At 71.6% G+C, this 13,732-nt stretch carries 12 protein-coding genes; 7 read left to right on the forward strand and 5 right to left on the reverse strand.

What is annotated here, in order from left to right; all coding sequences use genetic code 11:
- Positions 1 to 86 precede the first annotated feature (86 nt).
- Both ku and ligD read left to right on the forward strand, forming a co-directional pair.
- Entirely contained in the window at positions 87 to 1,031 is a 945-nt protein-coding gene (ku, locus tag POL25_RS35980; protein ID WP_272090877.1) for a non-homologous end joining protein Ku, read from the forward strand.
- Positions 1,031 to 3,817 carry a DNA ligase D gene (gene ligD, locus POL25_RS35985; RefSeq protein WP_272090878.1) on the forward strand — a complete coding sequence of 929 codons (2,787 nt, stop codon included), beginning with the start codon at positions 1,031 to 1,033 and terminating at the stop codon, positions 3,815 to 3,817. Before ku ends, ligD begins: the two co-directional genes overlap by 1 nt.
- Before the next feature lie 44 nt (positions 3,818 to 3,861).
- On the opposite strand, the gene POL25_RS35990 is transcribed toward ligD, so the two are convergent.
- Positions 3,862 to 4,164 carry a polyhydroxyalkanoic acid system family protein gene (locus POL25_RS35990; protein WP_272090879.1) on the reverse strand — a complete coding sequence of 101 codons (303 nt, stop codon included), beginning with the start codon at positions 4,162 to 4,164 and terminating at the stop codon, positions 3,862 to 3,864.
- A 214-nt stretch (positions 4,165 to 4,378) separates the two neighbouring features.
- Here POL25_RS35990 and POL25_RS35995 point away from each other — a divergent pair, with 214 nt between their 5' ends.
- On the forward strand, positions 4,379 to 5,647 hold the full coding sequence (locus POL25_RS35995; protein ID WP_272090880.1) for a hypothetical protein: 1,269 nt from the start codon (positions 4,379 to 4,381) through the stop codon (positions 5,645 to 5,647).
- Positions 5,648 to 5,659: 12 nt separating this feature from the next.
- On the forward strand, positions 5,660 to 6,844 hold the full coding sequence (locus POL25_RS36000; protein ID WP_272090881.1) for a class I SAM-dependent rRNA methyltransferase: 1,185 nt from the start codon (positions 5,660 to 5,662) through the stop codon (positions 6,842 to 6,844).
- A 7-nt stretch (positions 6,845 to 6,851) separates the two neighbouring features.
- On the opposite strand, the gene POL25_RS36005 is transcribed toward POL25_RS36000, so the two are convergent.
- Positions 6,852 to 7,184, reverse strand: a complete 333-nt coding sequence (locus tag POL25_RS36005; RefSeq protein ID WP_272090882.1) for an FKBP-type peptidyl-prolyl cis-trans isomerase — start codon at positions 7,182 to 7,184, stop codon at positions 6,852 to 6,854.
- 352 nt (positions 7,185 to 7,536) lie between these two features.
- Here POL25_RS36005 and POL25_RS36010 point away from each other — a divergent pair, with 352 nt between their 5' ends.
- Complete coding sequence (locus tag POL25_RS36010) at positions 7,537 to 7,842, forward strand: DUF3817 domain-containing protein (protein ID WP_272090883.1); 306 nt, start codon at positions 7,537 to 7,539, stop codon at positions 7,840 to 7,842.
- Between the two features lie 159 nt (positions 7,843 to 8,001).
- On the opposite strand, the gene POL25_RS36015 is transcribed toward POL25_RS36010, so the two are convergent.
- The 3 genes from POL25_RS36015 to POL25_RS36025 all read right to left on the reverse strand — a co-directional run bounded on the left by POL25_RS36015 (position 8,002) and on the right by POL25_RS36025 (position 11,226).
- On the reverse strand, positions 8,002 to 8,760 hold the full coding sequence (locus tag POL25_RS36015; protein WP_272090884.1) for a metallophosphoesterase family protein: 759 nt from the start codon (positions 8,758 to 8,760) through the stop codon (positions 8,002 to 8,004).
- 3 nt (positions 8,761 to 8,763) lie between these two features.
- Positions 8,764 to 9,546 carry a nucleotidyltransferase family protein gene (locus POL25_RS36020; RefSeq protein WP_272090885.1) on the reverse strand — a complete coding sequence of 261 codons (783 nt, stop codon included), beginning with the start codon at positions 9,544 to 9,546 and terminating at the stop codon, positions 8,764 to 8,766.
- 174 nt (positions 9,547 to 9,720) lie between these two features.
- Complete coding sequence (locus POL25_RS36025) at positions 9,721 to 11,226, reverse strand: serine/threonine-protein kinase (RefSeq protein WP_272090886.1); 1,506 nt, start codon at positions 11,224 to 11,226, stop codon at positions 9,721 to 9,723.
- 654 nt (positions 11,227 to 11,880) lie between these two features.
- Between POL25_RS36025 and POL25_RS36030 the strand changes: the two genes are divergently transcribed.
- Both POL25_RS36030 and POL25_RS36035 read left to right on the forward strand, forming a co-directional pair.
- The gene (locus POL25_RS36030) at positions 11,881 to 12,198 is read left to right on the forward strand and encodes an ATP-binding protein (RefSeq protein ID WP_373372127.1); all 318 of its coding nucleotides are present in this window, start codon (positions 11,881 to 11,883) and stop codon (positions 12,196 to 12,198) included.
- Positions 12,199 to 12,248: 50 nt separating this feature from the next.
- A complete protein-coding gene (locus tag POL25_RS36035) occupies positions 12,249 to 13,724 on the forward strand; it encodes a PAS domain-containing sensor histidine kinase (RefSeq protein WP_272090888.1) in 1,476 nt (491 codons plus the stop codon).
- Positions 13,725 to 13,732 lie beyond the last annotated feature (8 nt).

Here is a 13,732-nt window from a genome sequence, read left to right on the forward strand (position 1 = left end):
ATCGTCGGCGTATCCCCCCGCGGGGGAGCACCCACGCACGGGCCGGGCGGCTTGACAGCGCGGCCTCGCGCGCTACCAGTCCAGGCATGCCGGCCAGAGCAATTTGGGAAGGAACCATCGGTTTTGGTCTCGTTCAGATCCCCGTCGGGCTGTACTCCGCCGAGACCCGGGACGAGCTCGACTTCGACATGCTCGATCGGCGCGACATGTCGCCCGTCGGTTATCAGCGGTACAACCGCGAGACCGGCGAGCCCGTCGAATGGGACGACATCGTCAAGGGTTATGCCATCAAGAAGGGCGAGTACGTGATCGTCGAGCCCGAGGACTTCAAGCGCGCCAGCGTCAAGGCGACCCAGACCGTCGACATCGTCCAGTTCGCCGACGCCGAGGCCATCGATCCGACCTTCTTCGAGAAGCCCTACGTGCTCGTGCCCGGCAAGCGCGGCGCCAAGCCGTACGTGCTGCTGCGCGAGGCCCTGCGCAAGGCCGGCAAGGTCGGCATCGCCCGCGTCGTCATCCGCACCCGCGAGAGCCTCGCCGCGGTGATGGTCAAGGGCGACGCCCTCGTGCTCGAGCTGCTGCGCTACGCCCACGAGCTCAACAAGATCGACGATTTCGACCTGCCCAAGGGCAAGGACGCGCCCAAGATCTCCGCGCCCGAGCTCAAGATGGCCGAGCGGCTCATCGACGAGATGACCGCCGAGTTCAAGCCCGAGGAGTTCAAGGACACCTACCGCGACGACCTGCTGGCCTTCATCAAGAAGAAGGCCAAGGGCGAGGAGATCGAGGAGGTCGACGTCGAGGCCGAGGCGCCGGCGACCAATGTGGTCGACATGATGGCGCTGCTGAAGAAGAGCCTCACGCGCGGCGGCAAGGCCCCTGCGGCCGAGACCGACAAGCAGAAGAACAAGCCCCGGCGTAGCGCGGCGCGCAACGAGAAGCCGGCGGCCAAGGCCAAGAAGGCGACCGCCACCAACCGCAAGAAGAAGCCGGCCAAGCGCGCCAAGACGACCCGGCGAAAGGCGGCCTGATGGCGTCGCTGGACTCCTATCACCGCAAGCGCGACTTCACCCGCACCTCGGAGCCGCGCGGCGAGACCCCGAAGCGCCGCTCGCAGGGTGAGTTCATCATCCACAAGCACGCGGCGACCCGGCTCCACTACGACCTGCGGCTCGAGATCGACGGCGTGCTCAAGAGCTGGGCGGTGCCGAAGGGCCCGAGCCTCGACCCGCACGACAAGCGGCTCGCCGTCCACGTCGAGGACCACCCGCTCGAGTACGGCGGCTTCGAGGGCACCATCCCGCAGGGCGAGTACGGCGGCGGCTCGGTGGTGCTGTGGGACCGCGGGCGCTGGTACCCCGAGGGCGATGCGCGCGCCGACTACCGCGCCGGCAAGCTCAAGTTCCGCTTCGACGGCCACAAGCTCCACGGCGCCTACACGCTGGTGCGCATGCACGGCCGTCGGGGCGACGATCACGACAACTGGCTGCTGATCAAGGAAGCCGACGAGGAGGCCAGCGACGACGGCGAAGCCCTGGTGCGCGACCAACCCGAGAGCGTGATCAGCGGCCGTACCGTCGAAGAGGTCGCCGCCGGCGTGCCCGCGAAGAAGCAGGCCAGGAACAAGAAAAAGGCGACGAAGAAGGCTCCTGCCAAGAAGACCCCCAAGAAATCGACCCCCAAGAAGGCGACCGCCAAGAAGGCGGCCAAAGTCGCGGCAAAGAAAGCCCCCGCCAAGAAATCCGCGGCCAAGAAGTCGACCGCCAAGAAGGCGGCCAAAGTCGCGGCAAAGAAAATCCCCGCCAAGAAGACAGCCAAGAAATCCACGACCAAGAAGACCGCCGCCAAGAAATCCGCCAAGAAGACCCCCGCGATCAAGGCCACCAGCCGGCCGCGCGCCACCCGGAAGAAGACCAGCAAGAAGACCGCCGCCAAGGCCGAATCTGCCCCAGCGCGCGCGCTCCCGGCCCGCATCGCCCCCGAGCTGGCCACCCTGGTAGAAAAAGTCCCGCCCGGCGACGAGTGGGTCCACGAGATCAAGTTCGACGGCTATCGCCTGCTCGTCCGCCTCGACGGTGACGACATTCGCCTCATCACCCGCGGCGAGCAGGACTGGACCGAGCGGCTCGCCCCGCTCGCCAAATCACTACAGCGGCGCTTCGGCGACCGGCGCCTGCTCGTCGACGGCGAGCTCGTGCACGTCGACGACGACGGCCTCACTCGCTTCGGCCCGCTGCAGGCCGCCCTCGCCGAGGAGCGCACCGGGGAGCTCGTGTTTTATGCCTTCGACCTGCTCCACCTCGACGGTCACGACCTGCGCGGCCTCCCGCTGGTCGAGCGCAAAGAGCTGCTCGCCGCCCTGCTCCCGCCCGAGGACGCCCCCGGGCGCGTGCGCCTGTCGGAGCACGTCGTCGGCGGCGGCGAGGAGCTGCTCGCACGCGCCTGCTCGCTCGGCCTCGAGGGCATCCTCGCCAAGCGCGCCGACGCCCCCTATCGCAGCGGCCGCACCCGCGACTGGCTGAAGATCAAGTGCGGCCGCCGCCAGGAGGTCGTCGTCGGCGGCTACGCGACCGCGCGCAGCGGCCCGCGGGCCCTCGGTGCCCTGCTGATCGGCGTATTCGACGACGACGGCAAATTGCAGTACGCCGGCAAGGTCGGCACCGGCTTCGATTTCGCCGAGGCCGCCCGGCTCAAAAAATTGCTCGCCGCCCGCGAGGCCCCGCGCTCCCCCTTCGCCGGCCGCCTCCCGCCCGGCCTCGGCGACGTCCATTTCGTCCGCCCCGACGTCGTCATCGAGGTCCGCTTCGGCGAGTGGACCCGCGACGATCGCATGCGTCACGCCGTCTACGAGGGCGTGCGCGAGGACAAGCGGCCCAAGCAGGTCCAGCGCGAGACCCCGGCCGCCGCCCCGACCAGCGCCACGACCGAGGTCCTCGGCGTCGCCTTGAGCAACCCCGGCCGCGTGCTGTGGCCGGACGATGGCATCACCAAGCGCGACCTCGCCGAGTACTACGAGAAGATCGCCGGGTGGATCCTCCCGCAGGTCGCCGAGCGCCCGCTCAGCCTCGTGCGCTGCCCTGACGGCGTCGGCAAGCCGTGCTTCTTCCAGCGCCACATGAAGCACGACCTGCCCGAAGGCATCCACGCGATCGATCTCGACGGCGACGGCGAGCCGGCCTACGTCTACGTCCGCGACGCCGCGGGCCTGGTCGGCCTGGCCCAGATCGGCGTGCTCGAGCTGCACGCCTGGGGCGCCACCGTCGCCGATCCCGACGGCCCCGACCGCCTGGTCCTCGACCTCGACCCTGCCGAGGATGTCCCCTGGGACATGGTCAAAGGGGCAGCCCGGGCCATGCACGAGCGCCTCGCCCAGCTCGACCTCGACAGCTTTTTGAAGACCACCGGCGGCAAGGGCTTGCACGTCGTCGTCCCGCTGACCGCCGGTCGCCAGAGCTGGGCCGAGGTCAAGGCGTTCGCCCGCGGGATCGCCCGCGAGTTCAGCCTCGCCGACCCCGAGCATTTTGTCGACGTCGCCGCCAAGCTCAAGCGGCGCGGCAAGATCTACATCGACTACCTCCGCAACGACCGCAAGGCCACCAGCGTCGCCGCCTACTCGCCGCGGGCTCGCCCCGGCGCGCCCGTGTCGGTCCCGCTGCGCTGGTCCGAGCTCGCGGGCCTCGAAGCCCCGCAGACCTACGACCTCACAAGCACCGTCGCTCGCCTCGCCAAGCTGCGCAGCGACCCCTGGCGCGAGCTGGCGCGCGTCCGCCAGGTCCTGACGCCCGCCCGTCTGCGCGCCGTCGGCGTCAAGAAATAACATGCCTCTTCGGGCATGTCCAAAAGGTCATTGTCAACACCCGCTCAGCGCAACATGCGATCGAGCTCGTCCTGGACCTTGCCCTCGACCGCGCCCCTGAACCCGCGCAGCAGCAGCGGCAGATCGATCTCCACCCGCACGCTGGTGTCGTCGACGCTGACCGTCCCCGACGTCCCGCGGGCCGCCCCGCGCGGCGTGTCGAAGCGTAATTGGTCGCCCTTCCAGTGCCAGCGGATCCCCAGCTTCGCCTCCATGCTGAGCGCCAGCGACTCGGTCTTCTGCCGCGCCATCGCCTTGCCCAGCGCGTTCGGGCGCCGAATGCTGATGTTGGCCATGATCGGCAGCATGACTCGAGACTTCCCCTCGACCACCGGTGGTCCGGGTCGCACTCCGACGCGTCTCACACCGCGTGCGGGCCCGGCTCGACGGGCGTCCGCGGCCCCTCTACGCGCCCTCCGCGCTCGCAGCACGAACGCCCGCATGCGCCCGTGACCGCCCGCGCGCGCATGCGCCTGCGCCCGCGCCCCGCGGCCTCGCCGGCGTGGTAGAAGGCCCGCCGTCATGCGCCTCGCTGTCCCGAAGTTCCAGTTCCGCTTCGTGCCCTCGCTCGGCCACGTCATCCACCCGGGCAACTTCCACCCGGTCGGCGTCCAGCGCTCGGCCGACGCGCTGGTCGACCGCGCCGCCGCCAGCGACCTCGCGCGGCCCGCTGGCGAGTCCGGCGCCTGGCTGGTGGTCGGCGGCTCCGGCGGCTTCGGCAGCGCCGCGCGCGTGGTCCTCGGGACCTGCCTCGGCGCCCACACCCTGAACGTCTCTTACGATCCCGCGCCGCAGCCCGAGAGCTCCAACAAGCTGCGCAAGATCGGCTCGCCCGGGTTCCACCGCACCCTGGCGATCGAGCGGCGCCTGCGGGCCCGCGGCACCGTCGCCCGCACGGTCCTCGGCGACGCCTTCGACCCGGCGGTGCTGGCGGCCGCGATCGCGGAGATCCGCGAGAACTTCGGCGGCAAGCTGCACGGCCTCGTGTGGGCGCTGGCGGCCCCGCGCGCGACCGACCCGCGCACCGGCAAGCCGGTCCAGAGCGCCCTCAGGCCGCTCGGCAAGCCCGCCACCGTGCGCACCTTCAGCGGCCGCGGCGAGACCCCGGCCGACCTGCCCAAGCTCGTCGAGCTCGAGCTGCCGCCCGGCACACCCGAGGAGGCGGTCGCCACCCAGTTCGTCATGGGCGGGCGGATCGTCGAGCAGTGGATCGACGCGCTCTTGCAGCAAGACCTGCTGGCGCCCGGCTTCACCCTGGCGACCATCTCGTACCGCGGCAACCCGCTCAACGCCGCCGTCTATCGCAACGGCCTGATCGGCCTCGCCAAGGCCGACCTCGAGTTCTACACCCGGGCGATCGACGCGGTCCTGCGCGCGCGCGTCGGCGGCCGTGCCGTCGCCGTCGAGGGCCCCGCCGTCGTCACCGAGGCCTCGGGCGGGATCCCCGGCGTCCCGTACTACATGGCCCTCGTGCGCGACGTCCTCGGCGACCGCTTCGAGGACCCGCTCGCCTCCATGCTCCGCCTGTTCCGCGACAAGCTCCCGCCCGGCGGCGAGCCCGTGGTCGACGCCGAGGGCCTGGTCCGCCTCGACGACGTCGAGCTCGACGACGCCGTGCAGGCCGAGCTCTCGCGCCGCTTCTTCGCCGGCCAGCCCGGCGACGCCTTCGACCCCGAGCTCTACCAGCGCTTCATGGACGAGTACGCCCGCACCCGCGGCTTCAACGTCGAAGGCGTCGACTACGCCGCCGAGTTCGACACCGACGAAGTCTGCCGCGCCGAGATCGCGTAACCTCCGCCTCGCGTGCCCGCCGTCCTCGTCCCCGATCGCCTCACCCGCCACGTCGCCGCCGGCCACCCGTGGCTGTACGCCGACGCCGTCCCCGAGGTCGGTGGCGCCCGCACCGGCGACATCGTCCTCCTGGTCGGCCAGGGTCGGCGGCCGATCGGTCACGCGATCTTCGACGCCGACTCGCCGATCGCCCTGCGCGTGCTCGCCACCCGCAAGGACGAGCGGCCCGGCCCCGCATTGTGGCGCCGGCGGATCGAGACCGCCTGGCGGCTGCGCCAGACCACCCTCGACCTGTCCACCACCGACGCCTTCCGCGTGCTCCACGGCGAGGGCGATCGCCTGCCCGGCGTCGTCGTCGATCTGTACGCCGGCTGCGCCGTGCTCAAGCTCGACACCGCCGCCTGGCTGCCGCACCTCGACGACCTCACCGCAGCGATCGTCGAGGTCGTCAATCCGCGCTCGCTGTGGTTCAAGGGTCTGAGCGGCCAGCGCGGCGGCGACGAAGTGCCGGCCTCGCAGCGCCCGCGCGTGCTCGCCGGCGAGGAGCCGCCGCCGCAGGTCGAGATCCGCGAGCACGGCATGCGCATGCGCGTCGACGTGCGGCGCGGCCAGAAGACCGGCATGTTCCTCGACCAGCGCGAGAACCGGCGCCTCATCCGCCAGGTCGCGCGCGGGCGCGAGACCCTCAACCTGTTCTCGTACACCGGCGGCTTCTCGCTGGCCGCCGCGCTCGGCGGGGCTCCGCGCGTCACCAGCGTCGACCTCGCGCGCAACGCCGTCGACGCCGCGCGTGACAACTTCGCCCTCAACGACCTCGACCCCGCCGCGCACGCCTTCGTCGCCGCCGACGCCTTCGCCTTCCTCGAGCAGACCGCCGGCGCCGCCTACGACCTCGTCATCGTCGACCCGCCCTCGTTCGCGCCCAATCACAAGGCCGTGCGCGCCGCCGAGGCCGCCTACGCCCGCCTCAACGCCAGCGCCCTGCGCCAGGTCCGCCCCGGCGGCCTGCTCGCCGCCGCCAGCTGTTCGAGCCATGTCCCGATGGACATGTTCTTGAGGATCCTCAGCGAGGCCGCGCGGCAAGCGAGGCGCCCGCTGCGACTGCTCGAGGTGCGCCACGAGCCGCCCGACCACCCGTCACCGCTGCACTTCCCCGAGGGTCGTTACCTCAAGTTCGTGCTCGCGGTGGCCGAGTAGTTCGCGCTCACTTCACCGCCAGCAGCTCGACCTCGAACAGCAGCGCCGCGTGCGGCGGGATCGCGTCGGAGAACCCGCGACGCCCGTACCCCAGGTGATGCGGGATCGTCAGCCGCCGCTTGCCGCCGACCTTCATGCCGACCACGCCCTGGTCCCAGCCCTTGATGACGTCGCCGGCCCCGAGCTGAAAGTCGAACGGTCGCCCGCGATCGAGCGAGCTGTCGAACTTGGCCCCGCCTTCGACGAGCCAGCCGGTGTAGTGCACGCGGACCTGCTTGCCCGCCTCGGCGGTCGCCCCGGTGCCCTCGACGATGTCTTCGATCTGCAGCTCTTCGGCCATGACCGAGCCTAGCGCACCTGCGCCGGCCTGTCGCCCGCGAGACCCGCGTTCGCACGCGACTTCGCGCCGCGCTCGGGCCACGCGCGCAGCGACTCGACATGCCGCGAACCATCAGCACGACCTCGGACCGAGTCACCGGTGTTACGAACTCTGTGCCGCCGTCAACGCCCGCCGCCAGTCCTTCGCCGAAGTCACGATCCGCGTCGCCGTGATCCTTCCCTGTCGCCCCTGCGCCGCGTCAGACTTCACGCACGCGTCAGCGCGGCCTGGAGGCACCCGTGAGCCCGCGTCGGATCGTCGCAGCCTTGCGAGCGGTGGTCGCGCTGTCCCGGACGCGCTAGCTTCACGCCCGATGCTCAACACCGAGATTGGTCGGTTCCGCCTCGTCAGCCTCCTCGAAGGCGTCTCGTTCCTCGTGCTGCTCGGCATCGCCATGCCGCTCAAGTACGCCGCCGGCATCCCCGAGGCCGTGCGCTACGTCGGCTGGGCCCACGGTCTGCTGTTCGTGCTCTTCATCCTCGCCCTGCTCTCGGCCTCGACCGCCGCCCGCTGGCCGCTGTCGAAGATCGCCGGCGCCTTCATCGCCAGCATCGTCCCCTTCGGCGCCTTCGTGCTCGAGCGGCGCCTCCGCGAAGAAGAGCGGGCCACCGCGCGCTGAACCCTCACCGCGGCCCGTGGCCCGCGAGCGGTGCATTGATTCGCAGTTCGGCGAACCCTCTACTCGCGCCGCGCGGCCCAGCGCGCCGCCGACGCTCCAGGCCCGCGCGAGCGCCGGGTCGACCGCAGCCCCGTCGTCGGCGGTGAAGCCCGCTCGCGCTCACGAAGGCGCGGCCACGTCGTTCGGCAGCTCGATCATCCGGAAGTGCGGCCCGTCGGGGTTGAGCCGGCGCAGCAGCGGCAGCGCCACGTTGTACACCGGCACCCCGTTGCTCATCTGTCCTTCGGGACATCCCTTGTGCGCGTGGCCGTGGACCACCGCCGACACCGGGTAGCGCATCAACGGCTCTTCGAGCCGGCTCGAGCCGAGGAACGGGAAGATCTCGAGCGGCTCGCCCTCGACCGTCCCCCGGATCGGCGAGTAGTGCAGCAGCGCCAGGCGCTGCGGCGTACGCAGGCGGGCCAGCGCCGACTCGAGCTTGAGCGCCTCGTCGAGCGTCTCGCGCACGAACGCCTTGGTCCCCGACTCGCCCCACGGGCCCAGCGAGTAGCGGCCGAACCCGCCGCAGAAGCCCTTGATCCCGGCGATCCCGACCCCGCGGACCTCGATCGACTCGCCGTCGAGCACCGTCACGCCGGCCGCGGTGAGGATCTCCTTCACCTCGTTCTCGTGGCCTGACTCGTAGTCGTGGTTGCCCAGCACCGCCACGATCGGCGCGCGCAGCCCGTGCAGCTCGCGCGCCAGCACATGCGCCTCCTCGGGCAGGCCGTAGTCCGTCAGGTCGCCGCACATCACCAGGACGTCGGCGTTCTGGGCCGCTTGTTGCAGCAGCGGCGCCAGCGCCCCGTGCGAGTGCTTGGTGCAGTGCAGGTCGCTGACCGCCGCGATGCGGGTGTTCGTGCTCGTCGCGCCATCCATCCGTCACCTCCCGTGCTTGTCGATCGCGGCCGTCCAGTGGGCGATGTCTTCGCGCGACATCCAGTGCTCCTCGAGCCGGGCGTCGGCGAGGTCCCACAGGTCGATGTCGGTCAGGTATTGCTGTCTCGACAGCAACGTCCCTTTGCACACGCTCGTCTGGTCATATCCGTCGCGGCGCAGGCGGTCGAGCATGTCGCGCATCACCCGGTCGGGGATCTTGCTCTGCTCCCCGGGGTAGATGAAGCCGAACAGGATCAGGTGCGACAGCAGCACGCGGAAGTGTTCGCCGAAGCGCTCGACCAGGCGGTCCCAGTCGAGCTGGTCGGCGCAGGAGCGCAGCACGTGGGCGACGTCGGCCCCGTCGAAGCGCTCGCGCTCCATGATGAACGCCTTGCTCCACACCATCTCTTCGGGCGGCACCAGCAGCACGCTCTGGCCGAGCACCATGTCGCGGGGGGCGTGCGCGAACCATTGCTCGTCGACGCGGGCCACCGCGTTGCCGGAGCTGAAGATCACGTCGACGAAGTCCTCGCCGCAGTGGCACTTGCCCAGCCAGTGCGGGTACGCCATGTCGCAGGCGAAGCCCTCGGCGGCCAGCACCTCGAGCGTGCGCTCGGCGTCCTCCGGCAGCACGAAGATGTCGAGGTCCTTGGTGTGGCGCTCGATGCTGGTGTAGCGGGCGAACGCGTAGGCGCCGCCCACCATGAACGGCACCTCTGCGTTCGTCAGCGCGATCATCGTGCGGACGTAGAATGCCCGGGCGTGTGGGTCCACGAGGTCGGTCATGCGTCGTGCCTTCGGCATGGGGTTCTGGAACCTGAGCACCGCGGCGCCAAGCGTCGAAGCGGCGTCCGCCGCGACCGCCGAAAAGTGTGCTTCGCGTCAAATTCCGCCGCTGCCGGCCCGATCGGCGGCGAACACGCGGCACCCCGGGCGCGGCCGGCGTCGGGGCTACGGGCCTCAGAACACCGAGACGGACAGGAGCGCCGCTTCGCGGGGCGAGCGGGCCTGCTGGCGCAGCCGCCAGACCGCCACCGCCGCGCCGAGCGCCAGCACCCACGGCGGGATCCGCCCCCACCCGCCCGGGCCATCACCTGACCCGAGGGACAGGTCGAGCAGGCGCAGGCACAGGAACGACGCCGCGTAGACCATCCCGCCGGCGCTGACCATCGCCGCCAGCGAGCGGGCCCACGCCACCGCGCGCGGGCTGTTGCTCCACACCTCGCGCTGCAGGTAGCGGACGTAGAGATAGCCCGGCGTCGCGGCCACCCCGAACGCCGCCGCCACCGCGAGCCCGCCGGCCAGCGACGACGCCGAGAAGATCAGCGCCAGCACATCGGCCAGCCCGCCGATCAGCAGCGCCGCGGCGATCCCCGAGTAGGCCGCGATCTCCGGCCGGGCGCGGCGCGCCACCGCCGACAGCTCGTCGATGTCGGTGGCCGAGCGGGCCGCCAGCGACTGCGACGCCCGCAGCGCCACCGCGACCTCGGTCGGCGGCGCCTCGAAGCCTGCCAGCGCCGCGTCGAACTCCTCGAGGTCGGCGTAGCGCTGCGACGGCTCGCGCGCCATCGCCCGCTGCAGCACCATCTCGAACGCCTCCGGCAGCTCGCGGAAGATCGCCCGCGGCCGCGGCGGCTCGGAGGTCAGCACCGCGTGCAGCGCCGCCGCCGCGTCGTCGATGTCGAACGGCGGCCGCCCGGTCACGCAGCGGTAGGCGATCGCCCCCAGCGCATACAGGTCCGCGCGTCCGTCGACCTTCGACCCGCGCGCCTGCTCCGGCGCCATGTAGGCCGGCGTGCCCATGATCATGCCGGTCTGCGTCTGGCTGGCCTTTGGGTCATGTAGCTTGGCGATCCCGAAGTCGATCAGCTTGACCGTCGGGTGGGCCGGGTCGCCGACCAGGAACAGGTTGGTCGGCTTGAGGTCGCGATGGATCACCCCGCGCGAGTGCGCCACCGTCAGCACCGCCGCCGCCTGGCGCAGGATGTGGACCGTCTCCCGCACCCCGATCCGGCCGACGCGGTCGAGGTGTTGCCCGAGGTCTTCGCCGACCAGCCGCTCGCACACGATGAACGGCGTGCCGTCGATCGTCTGGTCGACATCGTGGACCTGGACCACGTTCGGGTGCTCGATGGCCCCCGCGATCTCGGCCTCGCGACGGAAGCGGGACACCACCTCCGCATCGCTCGCCAGCACGCGGTGGAGGATCTTCACTGCCACCGTGCGGCCGGGCAGGCGGGCGTGCTTGGCCTCGTAGACCCGCCCCATCCCGCCGTCGCCGATCACCGCCTCGATGCGGTACGTCTCGGCCAGCATCGAGCCGATGTACGGGTCGTCCGTCTGCGAATCGACCCCGATCAGCTCGACCGCGTGGCGCGGGCAGACCTTGTAATCGAGCGGAAAGTGCTCCCCGCACGTCGGGCACCGTCGAGGCAATACGGTGCGGTCCTGCTCGCCCGGGCTCATGGCCGGCAGCATAAGAGAATTCGGGCCCGCGGCGCCATCGCGCGTCCGCTCACGCTGATGCGCCCAGCAGCGCCCCGCGAGCCCTGCGAGCACGCGTCCGCGCGAGCGCGCCGGGCCGCACCCGCGGCCGGCCCCGCGCTGTCCGCTCCCCCTTGACGGCGCGACCCGCACCCGGAGATCGCCGCACCTCCGCCGGCAGACCCCCGCCTGCGGCCGCGCCGGATGGCGCGCTCGGTCCCCGCGCGCCCGCGTGCCCGCGGCGCCGACGTCCGCCGCCGCCTCCGACCGCCGCCCCGTCCGGGCCTGTCCCTTCGGACATCCGGTCTCCGCGCTCCCTGACCGCATTTCACAATGCGCCGATCTTGCGTGACACCGGCGCAGCGGTGAATCAAAGCAGTTTGTTCTCAGCACATTGATCCGCGTCCGCGCGCGCCCCCGCCCGTCGCTCGCAGGCCCCAATCCATCCGCGTCTGCGCATTTCGTCGCCACGAATACGGCGTTCCTCGCGATCGCTCGTTCCCCGCCGCGTCCGTTCGCGCTTGAATGTAGCGAGACGCGAGCCTATCCTCGCCGCGGTCGGATGGACGAATCGATGATGACGCTGCGACGTCTGCTCGCGGTCCACGACGAGGCCATCATCGACGCCGGCCTGGCGTGGGTGCGCCAGGCCGGCGCGCTCGACCTCGCGGAGCGGCCGCTCGCCGAGGCCCGGGCCCTGGTCGCCGACAGCGGCTCCTTCGCGTTCCACCCCGCGGGTTCTTCGCTCCGCATCTCCACCCCGCTGCGCCGCTCCTTCGCATTCCACCCCGCCGGTTCTTCACCCCCGCGCGCGGCACCGGCGGCAGCGGGCTCGCGCTCCACATCGTCCTCCACCCTGTCACCGAGTTGCTGGGCGGCACCATTCACCTCGACCCCGCGCCCGAGCGCGGCGCTCGCTTCAACGTCCGCTTCCCCCCCGAGGCCGGCGCATGACCCCTCCTGAAACGCGAACTTGCTCGATTCGGACCCCCTCTGCCCCGCTCGTGCCCCACCTCGGTCGCCTCGAGCTCGACCCGCGGCTGGTCGTCCGCAGCTTCGACGCCGGCTTCGCCGCGCTCGCGGGCGAGCGCGCCGACGAGGTCCTCGGGCGCCCGCTCGACGCCCTCTTCAGCGTCCGTGACCGCCGGGGGATCCGCCGCTTCGACGAGGCCATCAGCCACAGCGACGCCCGCCACATCGACCTCCACATCGACCTTCACCTCGGCGCCCGCGACGTCCTCGCCCGCCTCCTCCTCTCGCGCACCGATGTCGGCTGGCTCGCCTTCGTCGAGGATCTCGGCGGCGCCGGCAACCTCGTGTCCGAGCTGGCCCACAGCCGCGAGCTGTGGCGCGAGGTCGTGCATCAATCGGCCGAGGGCGTCGCCGTGCTCGGCAGCGACGGCCGCCTGCTCGAGTACAACCCCGCCTTCTTCCGCCTGCTCGACCTCCGCTCGACCCGCAACATCGCCCTCAGCGAGGAGGCCGTGCGCGGCGCCCCGCTCGTCGACCTGCTGCTCGACGACTCGCTCGCCCCTCTGCGCGAGCACCTCGCCGGCAGCGGCGGGCTCGCCCGCGAATTGCAGCACCGCAGTCGCTGCCTCGAGTTCGCCGTTCGCCCGCTCGCCTTGCCGCGCCAGCGGTTCGCCGGCGTCTGGCTGGCCTTGCGCGACATCACCGAGCGGCGCCGCGCCGAGCGTCTGCGGGCCGCCCTCGACGCCGCCCGCGAGGAGCTCTTGCTCAAGGAGAAGCTCGCCGCGCTCGGCGGCCTCGTCGACGGCATCGCCCACGAGCTCGGCGACCCGCTCGGCGTCGCCGTCACCGCCGCCGGCCTCGCCCGCGATCAGCTGCACGAGCTGCGCGCCTCGTTCGAGGCCGGCATCCTGCGCCAGCGCGACATGCGGCACCACCTGCAGCAGGCCCTGGCCGCCGCCGACCTCGCCCTCGCCAACCTGCGCCGCGCCGCCGCCCTCGTCGCTGGCGTCAAGCGGGTCGCCGTCGACAGCTCCGAGACAATTCGGAGGGACATGTCCGTCGGGACATATGTCAATACCATCGTCGCCGGCCTGAGCCCGTGGACCGCCGGCACCCCGCACCGCGTCCACGTCGAACTGCGCGCCGACCCGCTCGTCTCCGTGTTCCCGGCCGCCCTGGCGCAGATCGTCACCAACCTGGTCCACAACGCCCTGACTCATGCCTTCCCTGCCGGTCGCCCCGGTCGCATCGTCGTGTGGGTCGACGTCGCCGGCGACAAGGTCGAGATAGGCTGCCGCGACGACGGCGTCGGCATGACCCCCACCACCTTGCCGCGGATCTACGAGCCCTTCTTCACCACCACCCGCGAGCACGGCACCGGCCTCGGCCTCTACATCGTCCACAACCTCGTCACCGACCTCCTGCGCGGCACCGTCGTCGCCCGCTCCACCCCCGAGCGCGGCACCACCGTGGTCATCCGCTTCCCCGCCCGCCCCGCAGACCCGTGAATCACGAC

It is taken from the genome of Nannocystis bainbridge, assembly GCF_028368995.1.
Lineage (GTDB): Bacteria > Myxococcota_A > Polyangia > Nannocystales > Nannocystaceae > Nannocystis > Nannocystis bainbridge.

Coding starts and splice junctions, on each gene's coding strand:
- POL25_RS36020 (WP_272090885.1), bottom strand. CDS start 9,546: ATGACCGACCTCGTGGACCCACACGCCCGGGCATTCTACGTCCGCACG.
- POL25_RS36010 (WP_272090883.1), top strand. CDS start 7,537: ATGCTCAACACCGAGATTGGTCGGTTCCGCCTCGTCAGCCTCCTCGAA.
- POL25_RS36005 (WP_272090882.1), bottom strand. CDS start 7,184: ATGGCCGAAGAGCTGCAGATCGAAGACATCGTCGAGGGCACCGGGGCG.
- POL25_RS36015 (WP_272090884.1), bottom strand. CDS start 8,760: ATGGATGGCGCGACGAGCACGAACACCCGCATCGCGGCGGTCAGCGAC.
- ku (WP_272090877.1), top strand. CDS start 87: ATGCCGGCCAGAGCAATTTGGGAAGGAACCATCGGTTTTGGTCTCGTT.
- POL25_RS35995 (WP_272090880.1), top strand. CDS start 4,379: ATGCGCCTCGCTGTCCCGAAGTTCCAGTTCCGCTTCGTGCCCTCGCTC.
- POL25_RS35990 (WP_272090879.1), bottom strand. CDS start 4,164: ATGCTGCCGATCATGGCCAACATCAGCATTCGGCGCCCGAACGCGCTG.
- POL25_RS36025 (WP_272090886.1), bottom strand. CDS start 11,226: ATGAGCCCGGGCGAGCAGGACCGCACCGTATTGCCTCGACGGTGCCCG.
- ligD (WP_272090878.1), top strand. CDS start 1,031: ATGGCGTCGCTGGACTCCTATCACCGCAAGCGCGACTTCACCCGCACC.